This window comes from Pectobacterium colocasium, assembly GCF_020181655.1.
Classification (GTDB): domain Bacteria; phylum Pseudomonadota; class Gammaproteobacteria; order Enterobacterales; family Enterobacteriaceae; genus Pectobacterium; species Pectobacterium colocasium.
This window is the reverse complement of the sequence record NZ_CP084032.1, coordinates 213,525-227,951: the sequence shown is the minus strand read 5'-3', so window position 1 is coordinate 227,951 and position 14,427 is coordinate 213,525. Positions and strand designations below refer to the sequence as shown.

Below are 14,427 nucleotides of genomic sequence, written 5' to 3'. Positions count from 1 at the left end.
CAACACTATTTATGTTGGTCGGAAAATGGGGAACTTTCCGTAATACGTCTTTCTATTACTCTTAAACCATTTCATTGCTTTTGCTCAGGCAGGGAACCCGTTCTGGAAAGCAGTATATTAAGTCGTCAATAGAAAAAAATATTGGGGAAATCAATGGCTAAACAGTGCGAAAGCCCATTGATGCCCTACAGCGCAAAAAGGCTGGTGACTAAAAAGCCACCAGCCATCAGCCTAATAAATCAGGCTGCAACCTGAAAGATTGGCTTATTTAACTTCAACTTCTGCGCCAGCTTCTTCCAGTGATTTTTTCAGTGCTTCAGCGTCATCTTTGCTCACGCCTTCTTTCAGAACTGCTGGTGCAGATTCAACCAGATCTTTGGCTTCTTTCAGGCCCAGACCAGTCGCGCCACGAACAGCTTTGATTACAGCAACTTTGTTAGCGCCGATGCCTTTCAGCACAACGTCGAACTCAGTTTTTTCTTCAGCAACTTCAGCTGGGCCAGCAGCAACAGCTACAGCAGCAGCAGCAGAAACACCGAATTTTTCTTCCATAGCAGAAACCAGCTCAACAACATCCATTACAGACATAGCTGCTACTGCTTCCAGAATTTGATCTTTAGTGATAGACATAACAATTGTTCCTAAGAATCAGAAATAGTTTATACGTTAGCAAGTGCGTTAGAAAAGAAAGCGCTATTACGCAGCTTCTTTTGCATCGCGAACAGCAGCCAGAGTGCGAACCAGTTTGCCTGCAGCGGCTTCTTTCATGGTCGACATCAGACGTGCCAGTGCTTCTTCGTAAGTCGGCAGCGTTGCCAGACGGTCAATTTGAGCCGCCGGGATCAGCTCACCTTCAAAGGCTGCAGCTTTGACCTCAAATTTTGCATTCGCTTTCGCGAACTCTTTGAACAGACGAGCAGCAGCGCCCGGGTGTTCCATAGAATATGCAATCAGGGTCGGACCAACAAACGTGTCTTTCAGGCATTCAAATTGAGTGCCTTCAACGACGCGGCGCAGCAGGGTGTTACGAACAACACGCATGTAAACGCCAGCTTCACGACCTGCTTTACGCAGTTCGGTCATTTTATCAACGGTAACGCCACGGGAATCCGCAACAACCGCAGACAGCGCACCTTTGGCTACTTCGCTGACTTCAGCAACAATCGCTTGTTTGTCTTGAAGATTTAATGCCATTAGCTTTTGCTCCTGGATTTAGCCGGAGAAAATCTCCGGAACTCACTTCACTTATCGCCAAAATTAGAGATAAGCGTTGAAACACGGTGAGCAGAATCCAGTAAAAAATTATTCTTTATAAAAAAGAAAAACGTTATTTAGGCTCTGTCACCGTCTACGCAGGAAGGATTAAGTTTCTTTCGAAACACCTGCGGTCTTGGACGGAGGCCTGGATAGGCCAGGCTCCAACCGAAAATTCTTGCGTTATTCCACTTGAGGAACAACGGGCGTAAAATTATAGGTAAATCTCACACCCGAGTAAAGCGGAACAAAAGCTATTAGTTAGCAGCAGCGTTCAGACCGCTCTGGTCGATAGCAACGCCAGCGCCCATAGTGGTAGACAGGCTAACTTTCTTGATGTACACGCCTTTTGCCTGAGATGGTTTTGCTTTTTTCAGCGCAACCAGCAAGGCTTCCAGGTTTTCTTTCAATTTGTTAGAATCGAAATCAACCTTACCAATAGTGGTATGGATGATACCGTTCTTGTCGTTACGGTAACGAACCTGACCAGCTTTAGCATTGTTAACCGCTTCAGCAACGTTAGGAGTTACAGTACCCACTTTCGGGTTTGGCATCAGGCCACGTGGCCCCAGAACCTGGCCCAATTGGCCAACAACGCGCATAGCATCAGGAGATGCAATAACAACGTCAAAGCCCATTTCGCCTTTCTTGATCTGATCAGCCAGATCTTCCATGCCCACGAATTCAGCGCCAGCAGCTTTAGCAGCTTCAGCGTTTGCACCCTGGGTGAAGACAGCTACGCGAACAGAACGACCGGTGCCGTGAGGCAGAACGGTTGCACCGCGAACGTTTTGGTCAGATTTACGTGCATCGATGCCGAGGTTAACAGCGACGTCTACACTTTCTACGAACTTAGCAGTGGCCAGCTCTTTGAGCAGAGCAACAGCTTCGTTGATGTCGTACTGTTTAGTTACATCAACTTTGTCACGGATCACGCGCATGCGCTTGGTCAGCTTAGCCATTTATTAATCCTCCACTACCAGGCCCATGGAACGAGCGGTACCTGCGATAGAACGCGCCATGGCGTCTACATCAGAACCAGTCATGTCCGCAGCTTTAGTTTCTGCGATTTCACGAACCTGAGCGCTCGTTACTTTACCAACTTTGTCTTTGTTCGGCTTACCAGAACCAGACTTGATACCAGCTGCTTTCTTCAGCAGAACAGCTGCTGGAGGCGTTTTGGTAACGAAGGTGAAAGAACGGTCAGAATAAACGGTAATAACAACAGGAATTGGCAGACCTTTTTCAACGCTTTCAGTTTTAGCATTGAACGCCTTACAGAATTCCATGATGTTTACACCCTGCTGACCCAGAGCCGGACCTACCGGTGGGCTTGGGTTAGCCATACCAGCTGCAACCTGCAGCTTGACATAGGCTTGTACTTTCTTGGCCATTTAGCTTTCCTCAATTGGGTAATAGCGCCTAGTGAAAGGCTCCCCGTGGTTTGTATTACGTTTCAGACGCCTTTAAGGCCCCTGAAAAACAAAAGGCGCGAAATTATAGGTTAATTTCGCGCCATAGGCAAGTAGCTATTTCCAGCAAATCTTGTGGAAAAATTAGCCTTTTTCGACTTGAGCAAAGTCCAGTTCAACCGGCGTTGCACGACCAAAGATAGAGACAGACACCTTCAGGCGGCTCTTCTCATAGTCAACTTCTTCAACAACACCGTTAAAGTCAGCAAATGGACCGTCGTTAACGCGCACCATTTCACCCGGTTCAAACAGCGTTTTCGGACGAGGTTTGTCACCAACTTGCTGGAGACGATTCATAATCGCATCCACTTCTTTGTCACTGATTGGCGCAGGGCGATCAGATGTACCGCCAATGAACCCCATAACACGAGGTACGCTGCGTACAAGATGCCAACTGGCATCTTCCATCACCATCTGTACCAAGACATAACCAGGGAAAAACTTGCGCTCACTCTTGCGACGCTGGCCACCACGGATTTCGACTACTTCTTCAGTAGGCACCATGACTTCGCCAAACAGTTCTTCCATATTATGGAGTTTGATATGTTCACGCAGTGATTGTGCTACGCGACCTTCAAAACCAGAGAACGCCTGAACGACGTACCAACGTTTTTTTGGAGCTTCAGACATCTTAGAACCTCAGGCCAGTGATAAACGATACCAGACGGACCAGAATACCATCCAGTCCCCACAAAATCAGTGACATCACGGCAGTCACCGCGGCAACGATTAACGTGGTGTGTAACGTTTCCTGACGAGTCGGCCAAATTACTTTGCGCACTTCGGTACGCGCTTCGCGAGCAAACGCTACGGTTGCTTTGCCTTTCGTGGTCAGCAGTGCCACACCACCGGCTGCGGCGATCAGGATAACAACGGCCAATGCACGCAGAGGAAGACTAAATTCGCGGTAATAATAATTGCCAACAATCGCAACAACCAGCAAGGCACCTACTACCAGCCACTTAATCACTTCCAGGCCACGCCCACTATCCTGAGCTTCGGTATTCGCACTCATAAACCAACCTGTCACAATGATTCAGACAAATAACTTTGCCCCGTAACCACGGGGCAACCAAACCGAAAGATGTTCTGTAAAACGAATAATTCGGTATTTACGCCGTATCTACAGAGCCTATCTCACCAATGATTATATCCCACAATCGCTGATGAGATAGGTTCTACCATGACAGCGTAGAAAAAGGGCATCAAATGATGCCCTTTTATCGCGTGTCGCGTCAAACGTTATCAGCGATTAAGCGATAACTTTAGCAACAACGCCCGCGCCTACTGTACGGCCGCCTTCACGGATTGCAAAACGCAAACCGTCATCCATCGCGATTGGGTGGATCAGGGTAACAACCATTTTGATGTTGTCGCCCGGCATTACCATCTCTACGCCTTCTGGCAGTTCGATGGTGCCCGTTACGTCAGTGGTACGGAAGTAGAACTGAGGACGGTAGCCTTTGAAGAACGGAGTATGACGGCCGCCTTCATCCTTGCTCAGGATATACACTTCTGATTCGAACTTGGTGTGTGGCTTGATTGAACCCGGCTTAGCCAGTACCTGACCACGCTCGATTTCTTCACGCTTGATACCACGCAGCAGAACACCAACGTTCTCACCCGCACGACCTTCGTCCAGCAGTTTGCGGAACATTTCTACGCCGGTACAGGTAGATTTCGCGGTGTCTTTGATACCAACGATTTCCACTTCTTCACCAACTTTAACGATACCGCGCTCTACACGACCGGTAACAACGGTACCACGGCCGGAGATGGAGAATACGTCTTCGATTGGCAGCAGGAACGGCTTGTCAATTGCACGCTCTGGCTCTGGGATATAAGAATCCAGGAACCCTGCCAGTTCGATGATTTTCGCTTCCCACTCAGCGTCGCCTTCCAGCGCTTTCAGCGCAGAACCACGAACCACTGGGGTATCGTCGCCTGGGAAGTCGTACTGAGACAGCAGCTCACGCACTTCCATCTCAACCAGTTCCAGCAACTCTTCGTCATCAACCATGTCACACTTGTTCAGGAACACGATGATGAAAGGAACGCCAACCTGGCGACCCAGCAGGATGTGCTCACGCGTCTGAGGCATTGGGCCGTCAGTCGCAGCAACAACCAGGATCGCGCCGTCCATCTGGGCAGCACCGGTGATCATGTTCTTCACATAGTCGGCGTGTCCTGGGCAGTCAACGTGCGCGTAGTGGCGAGACGGGGTATCGTATTCAACGTGAGACGTGTTGATGGTGATACCACGTGCTTTTTCTTCTGGCGCGTTATCGATCTGGTCGAATGCACGTGCGTTACCACCGTAGGTTTTAGCCAGAACGGTAGTGATTGCAGCGGTCAGCGTTGTTTTACCATGGTCAACGTGGCCGATAGTACCGACGTTAACGTGCGGTTTTGTACGTTCAAATTTTTCTTTAGACATCGATTGTCCCTCTAAGACACGGATAAATCGGTGGTATCACCACATCAACCAAGCAATAGCTTGCTGAATTTATTCACAGAAAGAAAATCAGGAGGAGGAAAAGGAAGTGGTGCTGATAGGCAGATTCGAACTGCCGACCTCACCCTTACCAAGGGTGCGCTCTACCAACTGAGCTATATCAGCACATCTTGGAGCGGGCAGTGGGAATCGAACCCACATCATCAGCTTGGAAGGCTGAGGTAATAGCCATTATACGATGCCCGCATCCTGGAACTCGGCTACCTAATTTTTCTGTAGATTTTGAAGTTGAGGAATAAGAACTTATAGACCCCGCGTTCGTCGATCCGGCTTGGTCTTGCTACCGTATCGAATATCCTGTTACCAGGATTGAATTTGGTGGTGGGGGAAGGATTCGAACCTTCGAAGTCTGTGACGGCAGATTTACAGTCTGCTCCCTTTGGCCGCTCGGGAACCCCACCTGATTGTGTACTTGATGGTGCCGGCTACCGGAATCGAACTGGTGACCTACTGATTACAAGTCAGTTGCTCTACCTACTGAGCTAAGCCGGCATCAAGTGCTGCGCATTCTAGGTAGACAGAGCGCTCGATGCAACAAAAAAATTGCGTAAAATGTGCTTTCGCTTAGATTTTATCCAGATTCACTCACAATTCTAGGTCAGCAACAAGAATTAGTGCAAAGAACCATCAAATCTTCTCCAGGAAATGCGCATTGCACCATCAAATTTGCCCTATATCTCTTGCACCAAAAATGCGCCTTTTGCCCTTAAAGAGAACATGTCCCTCACTGACAGACGCTATTTTGCTCGTTTTTCTAAGAAAATAGACTTGGAACAAATTTTGCTGAGTTAGAAACAAATTTCTGAAGAACGAGCAAAATACGATGAAAATAGTTCAACTCAATGCGGCAACCTTACCTGTCTATCGTGAAGAACTGGCCAGTCTATTAATAGATGCTGTAGAAAAAGGCGCCTCTGTTGGATATCAATCGCCTCTGCACCACAAAGAAGCTATGGAATATTTTCATGGATTACAAGCATCTGTCGCTAACGGTGATCGCATACTATGGGCAGCACGCGACGAGGAAGGTATCGTCGGAAGTGTACAGCTAGAGTTATGTCAAAAGCCAAACGGGAGAAACAGAGCTGAAATTCAAAAATTGTTAGTTCATAGCCGTGTACGGAGAGCGGGAATAGGCAGACAGCTCATTCAGTTACTGGAAAAACACGCGCTTTTCCAACAGAGAGGGTTACTCTATTTAGATACCCAAGCTGGCTCCCCAGCAGAAGCATTCTACCGAGCCATGGGTTATCACCATCTGGGAGAGTTGCCTGACTATGCTTGCACACCCGATGGTTATTACCATCCAACGGCTATCTACTATAAACGCCTCTTTGCCGTGAATGGGTTAGGTAAAGCAATCGCCAGCTAGGCTGTGTCCCGTAACTATTTTTTGTACAATACGAAGCATAGTTTAACCACAAAAAGTCCTTCAATTTGGCTCGTTACGATTTCCCTGATGATGCATGGTTTCTGATTGCACCGATGCTGCCACCTGAGAGAGGTTCTGCTAAAGGGGGGCGGCCTTATCTTGCGCACAGGCATGTCATGAATGGAATATTTTGGGTTCTTTGTTCTGGAGCGCCGTGGAGGGATTTACCCGAACGCTATGGTCACTGGAAAACGATTTATAACCGCTTTAACCGGTGGTCAAAAACCGGAATAATGAACAGCCTTTTCAATAAGCTACTTCAAATTCTGGATGAAAAATCACTGATTGACTGGGATGTCATCGCGCTTGATGGCAGCAATATTCGAGCCCTGAAAGCCGCTGCAGGAGCTAAAAAAACATCCCGATGAACTCGACGATCATGGGCTGGGTCGCTCTCGCGGCGGCTTTGGCACCAAGATCCATCTGGCGACAGATGGCACCGGATTGCCATTAAGTTTCTGTCTGAGCGGTGGGCAAGCCCACGAAAGCCAGTATGCAAAAGACCTGCTCAACCGAGTTGGTGTTATTCGTAAAAGTGGGTGCCTGAAATCGCGTCCAAAAGCTGTACTGGCGGATAAGGGATACTCAGGGAAAAGTCTTCGTATTTATTTGAAGGTTAAGGGAATAAAGTCAGTCATCCCTTTTAAACGGAATGAGAAAGCCAGTCAGGATAGACGCAGAAAACTCAATAGCCGGTTGTACAAAAAACGCAATGTTGTGGAGCGCTGCTTTGCGGGATTAAAGGAAAATCGTCGCATCGCTACACGCTCAGAAAAAACAGCAAGAAATTATCTGAGTATGCTTAAACTGGGGGCGATCCGGTTATTTTTGAAGCGAGTGTTAAGTTAAGGGACACAGCCTAGCCTGTACCCGATGCGTAAACTATAGAAGCATCGGGTACAGAACCGATTTTCTCTTCTTCTTTCTATCAGCAAAGTGTTAACCTGCCCATTATCAAAAATTTATTACATAAGAAAAGGTGCCGCGATCATAGCGTTGGCTAAACTAATAGCCCGTTTTCTTCGCTGGCTGAGAGTCCCTTTTCTTACCTGTGAAGCAGGCAGAACACGACTTATGAGCAATAGAGAGCAATCCTTGGCCACGCCATATCTACAATTTAATCGCAGCCAATGGGCCGCCTTGCGCGATTCCGTCCCGTTAACGCTGACAGAGGAAGAAATCGTTAAGCTCAAAGGGATTAACGAAGACCTTTCATTAGACGAAGTCGCAGAAATTTATCTGCCACTATCCCGCCTGCTCAATTTTTATATCAGCTCTAATTTACGCCGTCAGGCCGTGCTTGAGCAGTTCTTAGGTACGGATGGCCAAAAGATACCTTACATAATTGGTATTGCGGGTAGCGTCGCCGTGGGAAAAAGTACCACAGCCCGTGTGCTCCAAGCATTATTAAGCCGCTGGCCGGAACATCGAAGTGTAGAACTCATTACAACCGACGGATTTCTTCATCCAAATAAGGTGTTAAAAGCACGTGATTTGATGAAGAAAAAAGGCTTTCCGCAATCATACGATATGCATAGCCTGGTAAAATTTGTTTCTGATATAAAATCAGGGACACACAAAGTCACAGCCCCAACGTATTCTCATCTAACCTACGATATCGTTCCTGATAACAATAAAGTGTTGGAGCAACCTGATATCTTAATATTAGAAGGTTTGAATGTTCTACAAAGTGGAATGGACTATCCACATGATCCACATAGAGTTTTCGTCTCTGACTTTGTAGACTTCTCTATCTACGTTGATGCACCTGAAGCATTGCTACAGACATGGTATATAAATCGTTTCTTGAAATTTAGGCAAGGTGCTTTCTCAAATCCGAACTCATACTTTCATAATTATGCGAAACTGACGGAAGAAGAAGCTGTCGGCATTGCATCTCAATTATGGAAAGAAATTAACGGACTGAATCTAAAAGAAAATATTCTACCCACGCGGGAAAGAGCTAGCCTTATTATGACTAAAAGCGCTAATCATGCAGTTGAATGTGTTAGGTTAAGAAAGTGACAAGCGAGTAAATATGTAAAAAGGGGGAGTCCCCCTTTTTCATGCACCACGTAGAGAAATTTCCCCACCAATATATGGTGTAACTAAACCGTCGTTTTCTAATAGCAATGCACCCTGGCGATCTATTCCTCGGTCAGTCCCATATATTTCACGATTACCAATAATCAACCGAACTGGGCGATTAAAATAATTATCCAATTTTTCCCATCGAGGAATGAATGGTTCAAGACCCTGTAGTTCAAAGATAGCTAAAGCATTCCTTAATTCAGAAATAAGAGTCGAAGCAAGCGTATTACGATTAATACCTATACCTGCTTCTTGTAAATTTATCCAGCCTTGACTAATTGTATCTGAAGCAGGTTCTCTCATTTGTAAATTAATGCCCGCACCCATAACCAGATTAGCCGCATCCCCCGTTTTTCCAGTGAGTTCGACAAGAATACCGGCGAGTTTTCTATCCTTCAGATATAAATCATTGGGCCATTTGACTCGTACACCATCAGCACCAAGCTTATGTAGCACTTCTGCCATTACGATACCGATAACCAAACTAACCCCGACAGCTGCTGCTGGCCCCTGTTCTAGGCGCCAATATAAGGACAAATACAAATTTGCACCAAAGGGCGAAAACCATTGCCGGCCTCGACGACCACGCCCAGATTGCTGATATTCAGCAAGACATGCATCACCGGAGGATAAGGAGTCCAGGCGATCTAAAATATACTGATTAGTAGAATCAACGACAGGTAAAACTGTCACTCCACCTTCGGGTAGATGCTTGAGGATAATCTCCTCATCTAATAACTGCATAGGCGCAGGTAAAGAATAGCCCTTACCCGTCACAGTAAAAACATCAATTCCCCAATCACGTATGGTCTGAATATGTTTATTAATCGCAGCTCGACTCATCCCCATCATTTCACCCAGTAACTCACCGGAATAAAATTCACCATCAGAGAGAATTCTGATTAATTTAAGGGGAACCGTAATATCTTTCATGATAATACCTCGATGGCATTGACCTCTCCAGACGCAGCAATAAAGCGGACCTCTGGCTCCAGATGTATGGAGAATTTCTCAGCAACCTGGTTACGAACATGACGCGCTAATTCGACAATATCTGAACTTTTTGCATTGTTTTTATTAATTAGAACCAATGCCTGCTTCTCGTGCACAGCCGCACCACCAAGCTGAAATCCTTTAAGATTACACTGATCAATTAGCCATCCAGCGGCCAATTTAACGTTTCCATCGGCTTGTAAATACTGAGGAGCGTGCGGATACTCTCGTAAAATGCATTCAGCATGCTGTGGTGTAATTATCGGGTTTTTGAAGAAGCTACCAGCATTACCTGTCACGGTAGGATCTGGAAGCTTACTTCGACGCATATGGCACACGGAATCAAATATCTGCTGTGGCGTAACGGTTGCAGGGTCCAATTTGACCAAATCGCCATAGTTAAGTACCGGGTTCCACTCTTTCTTTAAAAAGAACCCTACTGCGGTAATCGCAAACCCAGCGCGGTATTGATGCTTAAATATGCTTTCACGGTAATCGAACTGGCATTCCTCAGAGGTAAAACGCATGACGTTACCTTCAGTCAGATCCAGCACGTCAACATAATCACAAACATGCTGTAACTCGATACCATACGCACCAATATTCTGTATCGGTGCAGAACCCACACATCCGGGAATTAATGCCAGATTTTCTAATCCGGGAACACCACACTTGAGCGTACATTCAACTAATTGATGCCAGTTCTCGCCGGCTCCGACATGAATATACCAGCCGTCACTTTCTTCTCGAATATCTATACCCTTGAGCCGATTTAGCAGAATAGTACCTAAGAAATCTTCGAGAAAAAGGACATTACTCCCTTCTCCTAGCAACAAAATCGGCTCTCGTGATTCACTGGCGACGCGCCATCCTTCAATCAATTTCTCCTGAGTATCCGCAACCTTAATACAAGATGCGGAAACGGGTAATGAGAAAGAGTTATAAGACTTCAATGAAATAACGCTCGACGCCATAATAGAGATACCGACTAATTCAGATATGACATAGTCTACCTGATCTACGCAGGATAGAGGCGGTCTTTCACTATGGGTACGGATAAAATCAGCTTGATTGCATCGACGCGCACAGCAAAAAGCCCCTGTCTTTCGACAGGGGCCTTCCACTATTTGATGCCTGGCAGTTCCCTACTCTCACATGGGGAAGCCCCACACTACCATCGGCGCTACGGCGTTTCACTTCTGAGTTCGGCATGGGGTCAGGTGGGACCACCGCGCTATCGCCGCCAGGCAAATTCTGTTTCATTCCAACCGTCGCACTTCAGTCGCTTTCGCTTCTCTCTGCACAACCATCAGAACCAATCTTCGAACAAGCTGAGTATTGTTTTTTATGAGTCATCATCACTCAAAACACCTTCGGTGTTGTAAGGTTAAGCCTCTCGGGTCATTAGTACTGGTCAGCTCAACGTATCGCTACGCTTACACACCCAGCCTATCTACGTCGTCGTCTTCAACGGCCCTTCAGGGACATCAAGTGTCCAGGGAAGACTCATCTCGAGGCAAGTTTCCCGCTTAGATGCTTTCAGCGGTTATCTCTTCCGCACTTAGCTACCGGGCAATGCAATTGGCATCACAACCCGTACACCAGTGGTGCGTTCACTCCGGTCCTCTCGTACTAGGAGCAACCCCTCTCAATCTTCCAACGCCCACGGCAGATAGGGACCGAACTGTCTCACGACGTTCTAAACCCAGCTCGCGTACCACTTTAAATGGCGAACAGCCATACCCTTGGGACCTACTTCAGCCCCAGGATGTGATGAGCCGACATCGAGGTGCCAAACACCGCCGTCGATATGAACTCTTGGGCGGTATCAGCCTGTTATCCCCGGAGTACCTTTTATCCGTTGAGCGATGGCCCTTCCATTCAGAACCACCGGATCACTAAGACCTGCTTTCGCACCTGCTCGAGCTGTCACTCTCGCAGTCAAGCTAGCTTATGCCTTTGCACTAACCTCCTGATGTCCGACCAGGATTAGCTAACCTTCGTGCTCCTCCGTTACGCTTTGGGAGGAGACCGCCCCAGTCAAACTACCCACCAGACACTGTCCGCAACCCGGTTTACGGGCCCACGTTAGAACATCAAACATTAAAGGGTGGTATTTCAAGGTCGGCTCCATGCAGACTGGCGTCCACACTTCAAAGCCTCCCACCTATCCTACACATCAAGGCTCAAGGTTCAGTGTCAAGCTATAGTAAAGGTTCACGGGGTCTTTCCGTCTTGCCGCGGGTACACTGCATCTTCACAGCGAGTTCAATTTCACTGAGTCTCGGGTGGAGACAGCCCGGCCATCATTACGCCATTCGTGCAGGTCGGAACTTACCCGACAAGGAATTTCGCTACCTTAGGACCGTTATAGTTACGGCCGCCGTTTACCGGGGCTTCGATCAAGAGCTTCTCCTTACGGATAACCCCATCAATTAACCTTCCGGCACCGGGCAGGCGTCACACCGTATACGTCCACTTTCGTGTTTGCACAGTGCTGTGTTTTTATTAAACAGTTGCAGCCAGCTGGTATCTTCGACTGGTCTCAGCTCCATCCGCAAGGGACTTCACCTTACACCAGCGTGCCTTCTCCCGAAGTTACGGCACCATTTTGCCTAGTTCCTTCACCCGAGTTCTCTCAAGCGCCTGAGTATTCTCTACCTGACCACCTGTGTCGGTTTGGGGGTACGATTCGGTGTTACCTGGAGCTTAGAGGCTTTTCCTGGAAGCGTAGCATCAGTTACTTCATCACCGTAGTGACTCGTCATCACGCCTCAGTGTTAACGATGACCCGGATTTACCAAAGTCACCCACCTTCACGCTTAAACCGGGACAACCGTCGCCCGGATAACCTAGCTTTCTCCGTCCCCCCTTCGCAGTAACACCCAGTACAGGAATATTAACCTGTTTCCCATCGACTACGCTTTTCAGCCTCGCCTTAGGGGTCGACTCACCCTGCCCCGATTAACGTTGGACAGGAACCCTTGGTCTTCCGGCGTGCGGGTTTTTCACCCGCATTATCGTTACTTATGTCAGCATTCGCACTTCTGATACCTCCAGCAACCCTCACAGGCCACCTTCGCAGGCTTACAGAACGCTCCCCTACCCAACAACACCTGAGTGTCGCTGCCGCAGCTTCGGTGCATGGTTTAGCCCCGTTACATCTTCCGCGCAGGCCGACTCGACCAGTGAGCTATTACGCTTTCTTTAAATGATGGCTGCTTCTAAGCCAACATCCTGGCTGTCTGTGCCTTCCCACATCGTTTCCCACTTAACCATGACTTTGGGACCTTAGCTGGCGGTCTGGGTTGTTTCCCTCTTCACGACGAACGTTAGCACCCGCCGTGTGTCTCCCGTGATAACATTCTTCGGTATTCGCAGTTTGCATCGGGTTGGTAAGTCGGGATGACCCCCTAGCCGAAACAGTGCTCTACCCCCGAAGATGAATTCACGAGGCGCTACCTAAATAGCTTTCGGGGAGAACCAGCTATCTCCCGGTTTGATTGGCCTTTCACCCCCAGCCACAAGTCATCCGCTAATTTTTCAACATTAGTCGGTTCGGTCCTCCAGTTAGTGTTACCCAACCTTCAACCTGCCCATGGCTAGATCACCGGGTTTCGGGTCTATACCCTGCAACTTAACGCCCAGTTAAGACTCGGTTTCCCTGCGGCTCCCCTAAACGGTTAACCTTGCTACAGAATATAAGTCGCTGACCCATTATACAAAGGTACGCAGTCACCTAACAAGTAGGCTCCCACTGCTTGTACGTACACGGTTTCAGGTTCTATTTCACTCCCCTCGCCGGGGTTCTTTTCGCCTTTCCCTCACGGTACTGGTTCACTATCGGTCAGTCAGGAGTATTTAGCCTTGGAGGATGGTCCCCCCATATTCAGACAGGATGTCACGTGTCCCGCCCTACTCATCGAACTCACAATCTGTGCATTTTTGTGTACGGGACTATCACCCTTTACTGTGCGACTTTCCAGACGCTTCCACTAACACACAAACTGATTCAGGTTCTGGGCTCTTCCCCGTTCGCTCGCCGCTACTGGGGGAATCTCGGTTGATTTCTTTTCCTCGGGGTACTGAGATGTTTCAGTTCCCCCGGTTCGCCTCATTAACCTATGGATTCAGTTAATGATAGTGTGTCGAAACACACTGGGTTTCCCCATTCGGGTATCGTCGGGTATAACGCTTCATATCAGCTTACCGACGCTTATCGCAGATTAGCACGCCCTTCATCGCCTCTGACTGCCTAGGCATCCACCGTGTACGCTTAGTCGCTTAACCTCACAACCCGAAGGTGTCTTTGATAAATCAAAGTCATCATCGTGCTGTGATTATTTGAGAGACTCATTGACAGACTGATGCACCATTCACACCCGAAGGCATCAATGCATGTTCAGCTGTCATGTTTCAATTTTCAGCTTGTTCCAGATTGTTAAAGAGCAATATCTTAAACCCTGACTATCGCTAATCAGTTTTAAGATATGAGGTAAGCAGGCTACTTACTGAAGACCCCCGCTTTCACCGGAATGGTCGGATGCGCTGGCGTCCCCTAGGGGATTCGAACCCCTGTTACCGCCGTGAAAGGGCGGTGTCCTAGGCCTCTAGACGAAGGGGACACGACACCGTACTTTGTTGACGCTTTTGCTCATTATTTTCATCAG

The 14,427-nt window shown here is 47.9% G+C and carries 12 protein-coding genes, 5 tRNA genes and 2 rRNA genes; 3 read left to right on the top strand and 16 right to left on the bottom strand.

Features of this window, described 5'->3' with window-relative positions; all coding sequences use genetic code 11:
- Positions 1–264: 264 nt before the first annotated feature.
- The 11 genes from rplL to LCF41_RS00980 form a co-directional block, all read right to left on the bottom strand.
- Entirely contained in the window at positions 265–630 is a 366-nt protein-coding gene (gene rplL / locus LCF41_RS01030) for a 50S ribosomal protein L7/L12 (protein WP_012772935.1), read from the bottom strand.
- Positions 631–696: 66 nt separating this feature from the next.
- Positions 697–1,194: a 50S ribosomal protein L10 gene (gene rplJ, locus LCF41_RS01025; protein ID WP_012772934.1), complete on the bottom strand. Its 498-nt coding sequence runs from the start codon at positions 1,192–1,194 to the stop codon at positions 697–699.
- Positions 1,195–1,511: 317 nt separating this feature from the next.
- Positions 1,512–2,216 (bottom strand): 50S ribosomal protein L1, encoded by a 705-nt coding sequence (gene rplA, locus LCF41_RS01020; RefSeq protein WP_180742832.1) that lies wholly within the window; start codon positions 2,214–2,216, stop codon positions 1,512–1,514.
- A gap of 3 nt (positions 2,217–2,219) precedes the next feature.
- Entirely contained in the window at positions 2,220–2,648 is a 429-nt protein-coding gene (gene rplK, locus LCF41_RS01015; protein WP_012772932.1) for a 50S ribosomal protein L11, read from the bottom strand.
- A gap of 162 nt (positions 2,649–2,810) precedes the next feature.
- On the bottom strand, positions 2,811–3,356 hold the full coding sequence (nusG, locus tag LCF41_RS01010; RefSeq protein WP_005970339.1) for a transcription termination/antitermination protein NusG: 546 nt from the start codon (positions 3,354–3,356) through the stop codon (positions 2,811–2,813).
- A gap of 1 nt (position 3,357) precedes the next feature.
- Positions 3,358–3,741, bottom strand: a complete 384-nt coding sequence (gene secE / locus LCF41_RS01005; protein WP_010285488.1) for a preprotein translocase subunit SecE — start codon at positions 3,739–3,741, stop codon at positions 3,358–3,360.
- Between the two features lie 237 nt (positions 3,742–3,978).
- Positions 3,979–5,163 (bottom strand): elongation factor Tu, encoded by a 1,185-nt coding sequence (gene tuf / locus LCF41_RS01000; protein WP_225086522.1) that lies wholly within the window; start codon positions 5,161–5,163, stop codon positions 3,979–3,981.
- 107 nt (positions 5,164–5,270) lie between these two features.
- Positions 5,271–5,346: transfer RNA gene (locus LCF41_RS00995), tRNA-Thr, on the bottom strand.
- A 6-nt stretch (positions 5,347–5,352) separates the two neighbouring features.
- Positions 5,353–5,427 (bottom strand) — tRNA-Gly (locus LCF41_RS00990).
- Between the two features lie 130 nt (positions 5,428–5,557).
- Positions 5,558–5,642, bottom strand: a tRNA-Tyr gene (locus LCF41_RS00985).
- A gap of 15 nt (positions 5,643–5,657) precedes the next feature.
- Positions 5,658–5,733: transfer RNA gene (locus LCF41_RS00980), tRNA-Thr, on the bottom strand.
- Between the two features lie 331 nt (positions 5,734–6,064).
- On the opposite strand from LCF41_RS00980, the gene LCF41_RS00975 reads away from it, so the two are divergent.
- The 3 genes from LCF41_RS00975 (at position 6,065) to coaA (ending at position 8,698) form a co-directional block, all read left to right on the top strand.
- A complete protein-coding gene (locus LCF41_RS00975) occupies positions 6,065–6,613 on the top strand; it encodes a GNAT family N-acetyltransferase (protein ID WP_225086521.1) in 549 nt (182 codons plus the stop codon).
- A gap of 65 nt (positions 6,614–6,678) precedes the next feature.
- Positions 6,679–7,522 (top strand): IS5 family transposase gene (locus LCF41_RS00970; protein ID WP_225086520.1). Its coding sequence is split into 2 segments (ribosomal slippage): positions 6,679–7,025 and positions 7,024–7,522, totalling 846 coding nucleotides; the frame shifts between segments, so codons are not numbered across the junction.
- A 225-nt stretch (positions 7,523–7,747) separates the two neighbouring features.
- Positions 7,748–8,698 (top strand): type I pantothenate kinase, encoded by a 951-nt coding sequence (gene coaA / locus LCF41_RS00965; protein WP_225086519.1) that lies wholly within the window; start codon positions 7,748–7,750, stop codon positions 8,696–8,698.
- A gap of 39 nt (positions 8,699–8,737) precedes the next feature.
- On the opposite strand, the gene birA is transcribed toward coaA, so the two are convergent.
- The 5 genes from birA to LCF41_RS00940 form a co-directional block, all read right to left on the bottom strand.
- Positions 8,738–9,697: a bifunctional biotin--[acetyl-CoA-carboxylase] ligase/biotin operon repressor BirA gene (gene birA, locus LCF41_RS00960; protein ID WP_225086518.1), complete on the bottom strand. Its 960-nt coding sequence runs from the start codon at positions 9,695–9,697 to the stop codon at positions 8,738–8,740.
- The gene (gene murB / locus LCF41_RS00955) at positions 9,694–10,731 is read right to left on the bottom strand and encodes a UDP-N-acetylmuramate dehydrogenase (protein WP_225086517.1); all 1,038 of its coding nucleotides are present in this window, start codon (positions 10,729–10,731) and stop codon (positions 9,694–9,696) included. The genes birA and murB overlap by 4 nt, the downstream gene beginning before the upstream one ends.
- Before the next feature lie 158 nt (positions 10,732–10,889).
- Positions 10,890–11,005 (bottom strand): 5S ribosomal RNA (gene rrf, locus LCF41_RS00950).
- A 135-nt stretch (positions 11,006–11,140) separates the two neighbouring features.
- Positions 11,141–14,047: ribosomal RNA gene (locus LCF41_RS00945) — 23S ribosomal RNA — on the bottom strand.
- A 259-nt stretch (positions 14,048–14,306) separates the two neighbouring features.
- Positions 14,307–14,382, bottom strand: a tRNA-Glu gene (locus LCF41_RS00940).
- Positions 14,383–14,427 lie beyond the last annotated feature (45 nt).

What these genes read in the sequence shown, in the direction of transcription:
- nusG (WP_005970339.1), bottom strand. Translation starts at nt 3,356, where the DNA reads ATGTCTGAAGCTCCAAAAAAACGTTGGTACGTCGTTCAGGCGTTCTCT.
- tuf (WP_225086522.1), bottom strand. Translation starts at nt 5,163, where the DNA reads ATGTCTAAAGAAAAATTTGAACGTACAAAACCGCACGTTAACGTCGGT.
- murB (WP_225086517.1), bottom strand. Translation starts at nt 10,731, where the DNA reads ATGGCGTCGAGCGTTATTTCATTGAAGTCTTATAACTCTTTCTCATTA.
- rplA (WP_180742832.1), bottom strand. Translation starts at nt 2,216, where the DNA reads ATGGCTAAGCTGACCAAGCGCATGCGCGTGATCCGTGACAAAGTTGAT.
- rplK (WP_012772932.1), bottom strand. Translation starts at nt 2,648, where the DNA reads ATGGCCAAGAAAGTACAAGCCTATGTCAAGCTGCAGGTTGCAGCTGGT.
- rplL (WP_012772935.1), bottom strand. Translation starts at nt 630, where the DNA reads ATGTCTATCACTAAAGATCAAATTCTGGAAGCAGTAGCAGCTATGTCT.
- rplJ (WP_012772934.1), bottom strand. Translation starts at nt 1,194, where the DNA reads ATGGCATTAAATCTTCAAGACAAACAAGCGATTGTTGCTGAAGTCAGC.
- LCF41_RS00975 (WP_225086521.1), top strand. Translation starts at nt 6,065, where the DNA reads ATGAAAATAGTTCAACTCAATGCGGCAACCTTACCTGTCTATCGTGAA.
- secE (WP_010285488.1), bottom strand. Translation starts at nt 3,741, where the DNA reads ATGAGTGCGAATACCGAAGCTCAGGATAGTGGGCGTGGCCTGGAAGTG.
- coaA (WP_225086519.1), top strand. Translation starts at nt 7,748, where the DNA reads ATGAGCAATAGAGAGCAATCCTTGGCCACGCCATATCTACAATTTAAT.
- birA (WP_225086518.1), bottom strand. Translation starts at nt 9,697, where the DNA reads ATGAAAGATATTACGGTTCCCCTTAAATTAATCAGAATTCTCTCTGAT.